The organism is Roseiarcus sp., assembly GCF_052145395.1.
In the GTDB taxonomy this organism is placed as follows: domain Bacteria; phylum Pseudomonadota; class Alphaproteobacteria; order Rhizobiales; family Beijerinckiaceae; genus Roseiarcus.
This window is the reverse complement of record NZ_JBKQOT010000504.1, coordinates 1-2,788: the sequence shown is the minus strand read 5'-3', so window position 1 is coordinate 2,788 and position 2,788 is coordinate 1. Positions and strand designations below refer to the sequence as shown.

Annotated in this window: 3 protein-coding genes; 2 read left to right on the top strand and 1 reads right to left on the bottom strand. The window is 61.2% G+C overall.

Annotated elements, in window-relative coordinates:
- Window positions 1-225: hypothetical protein (locus tag ACLP25_RS17320; RefSeq protein WP_442470420.1), on the top strand; the 225-nt coding region annotated here is incomplete at its 5' end.
- Window positions 226-334: 109 nt separating this feature from the next.
- Here the strand turns inward: ACLP25_RS17320 and ACLP25_RS17315 are convergent.
- Window positions 335-1,801: an alkaline phosphatase family protein gene (locus ACLP25_RS17315; RefSeq protein WP_442470419.1), complete on the bottom strand. Its 1,467-nt coding sequence runs from the start codon at window positions 1,799-1,801 to the stop codon at window positions 335-337.
- Here ACLP25_RS17315 and ACLP25_RS17310 point away from each other — a divergent pair.
- The coding region (locus ACLP25_RS17310; protein WP_442470418.1) for a hypothetical protein at window positions 1,791-2,788 on the top strand (998 nt) is incomplete at its 3' end. The two genes, ACLP25_RS17315 and ACLP25_RS17310, sit on opposite strands and share 11 nt — an antisense overlap.

Sequence of the window (2,788 nt, the reverse complement as noted above, 5' to 3'; positions counted from 1 at the left end):
GCACGCCCTCCCTTGGGTCGAGAGACCGACGTGGCGATCGACGCCTTGCGGCCGAACGCACAGGTCGCATTGGCCTTTGCCTTCGCCGATGCCTTCGATTTCGGGTGCGCGTTGCGCCGGCCGGACGGAGAGCCGACCTTCTGCCGGGGCCGTCCGGGCCGTCTTGCGTTCATCGTACCGGCCGGAGTCGACGTTAACCGGTCGTTCTCGGGGCCACGATTCTAACGCCTGCCCCGGGCGAACCTACGCCATCTCGATCCATGTTCCGAGCGTCCGGAGAACGAGTTTCAGAAGAACTGGGCTGATAGGGAAAGGGCTTGGCGGTCAATGGCAGCTACAAACGAGGCGTCCTAAGGAATCGGCTGAAGCCCTTCTCGACTTGCAGCAAGACGTCGCCCACTGTGGCGCACTGAGTAACCGCAAGTTGCTCCTTAGCCGAGTCAAGAAGATCCAAATGTGTCGCCAGCGCGGCCGATCCCGTAGGAAGCGCCGACGCCAACTGAAGAATGGCCTGCTGGAGGTCATTTGGCGGCGCTCTATGCGCGGAAGCGATCTCGTCCGCGGAGGGCGCCGCCGTAGGAAACGCCAGGCTCGCCGGACCGGAATTGCTCGGCGAGGTCAGCGACAAGGCGGCAAGCAGATCGGGGGCCGCGGCGTCTCGCCTGGTCAGCGGGTCTCCGAGGTCGAAGAGCTTGCGCAATGTGGAGAGAATAGAGGCGTGGTCGAATGGATATTGGGACCCGGCGGGTGGACGGACGATGCTTCCGGCGGGAATCCATGGAGAAATCAGGACGGCCGGCACCCGAACCCCGTAGCGGTCGAACCTGAAGCCGTCCGGGCAGGCGTCGTCGGGCGAAACGGCCTCTGGCGGCGGGACATGATCGTAGACCCCTCCGTGCTCGTCATAAATGACGACGAAAAGGGTATGCTCCCAACCAGGGCTGTTACGAAGGGCGTCGTAGCAGCGTGCGATTAGGCGCTCTCCGTAGGCGACGTTGTGGGGCGGGTGCTGATCGTTCGGCATGCGGTTAAAAACGATGCTGGGAAAATAACGCGGCTCAATGAAACTGTAATCCGGCAGCCGCCCCGCCATCGCATCGCTCATGAATGCGTCTTCGAACGGATAGAGACGCTCCGGCAGCTCGCTCAAAATGTTGGACAGCGTCGCTGTCAGCGGCACGTCGTGAAAATAGACGCGCCAGCTGCGCTGGCGCTGCGTCAGACGGTTGAAGATCGTCGGCATGAGGTAAGGAAAGCGCACCGGCGAATTGTTCACGTAGCCGGCCGCGGTCCCGGTATGGACGAAGAAACGGTTTGGCCAAGTCTGGTTCGGCGCCGATGCATGCCAACGATCACACACCCCGAAGGACCTTGCGAGTTGGCTGATCACCGGAACCTGGTCGGGCGTGAAGCCGTGCATCACGCCTCGCGGGTCGTTTGTCGCGGTCCTCATGTAGTTGGAAACGAACCCGGCCATGGTAGGGGGCGACGGGGGCTGCGATCCCGCGCCGAAAATCTGCTCCGTCATGTCGGCGAAGAGTTCGTTGGGATCGGGATTGGGGAGGCATGCCGCCTCGGGGGTCATCGCCTCGCTCGTCCAGACGTTGAATCTCCTGCCATCCCATTCGTTTGACTCGTCGCCCTTCAATCCGTCGAAATCCGCGCGGTTGGCATAGAGACGGCCCAGCAGCGCATCGAACGAGCGGTTTTCAAGCATCAGGACGACAACATGTTTGATGTCTGCCATGGAAAACTCCAATGCGCCGGGACCTTGACGTTCGACATTGTCATTGCCGATCATCTCCAAAGCGAATCTCAAAGCTTGCGGGGCGCCGATGGGGCGGATGGTAGGCCTTTGGAACACGGCAAATCTGGCCGCAATTGCGATCTCCATTCCTTTTCTCGGAGGCTGCGCGCAGCTGCATCTGACTCAGGACCCGAATCAAGTTATCCAGCGAACCGAGGGGGAGGACAACTATTATGCGAAGCAAATTGCCGGCCCAACTGCGGCGCGAGTATTGTCCTATGCCTTGCTCGCGGAGCAAGCTTACGACCCGAGCGTCTACGCCAAGCATCGAATGGCGCCGCGCGCGGCTGGCTGCATTGCCGACGACCCCAACAACTGCGACGCGCTCCAGGATTCGAAGCGCGCGGCCGCCTGGCTCAATCAGTGGCGCTACGTCTGGAGTTGCGACGGGCCGGACGCGTGCAAAGTGCGGACGCCGGGTCAGAGCGAACCCGTTGGCGGCCTCGGCGTTCAGGTCTGGGCGCGGAAGGGCGCGCGATGTCCGGAGGCAGTCGTCGCGTTTCGCGGAACGGTCGGCGGCAACAAGGGAGACTGGGAATCCAATTTTCATTGGATATTGCGCGCTTTTCCAATTTACGACCAATATGATCAGGTCCGAGACCACGTCGGCGACTTCGTCGAGCATATCGAGCGGGATAAGTGCTACCTAGCGGGTCCAACGCAAATCACTGCAGTCGGGCACTCCCTTGGCGGCGGACTAGCCCAACTCGCGGCCTACTCAGACCCGCGAATACGGCGGGTCTACGCCTTCGATCCCTCCATGGTCACTGGCTACTATTCCGTCGATCCGCTCCACCGAGACCAAAACGTGAAAGGTTTGCTCATGGAGCGTGTCTACGAGCACGGGGAGATCCTCGCCTACGGCCGATACATTATTAGGCAATTCATTCCCCTGTCGCCCTGCAACCCTCGCGTCGTCACCGTTCGATTCAATGTCGTTCATGGAAGTCCAATCGCACAGCACAGCCTGACGGACTTTGA

Coding starts and splice junctions, on each gene's coding strand:
- ACLP25_RS17315 (WP_442470419.1), bottom strand. CDS start 1,801: ATGATCGGCAATGACAATGTCGAACGTCAAGGTCCCGGCGCATTGGAG.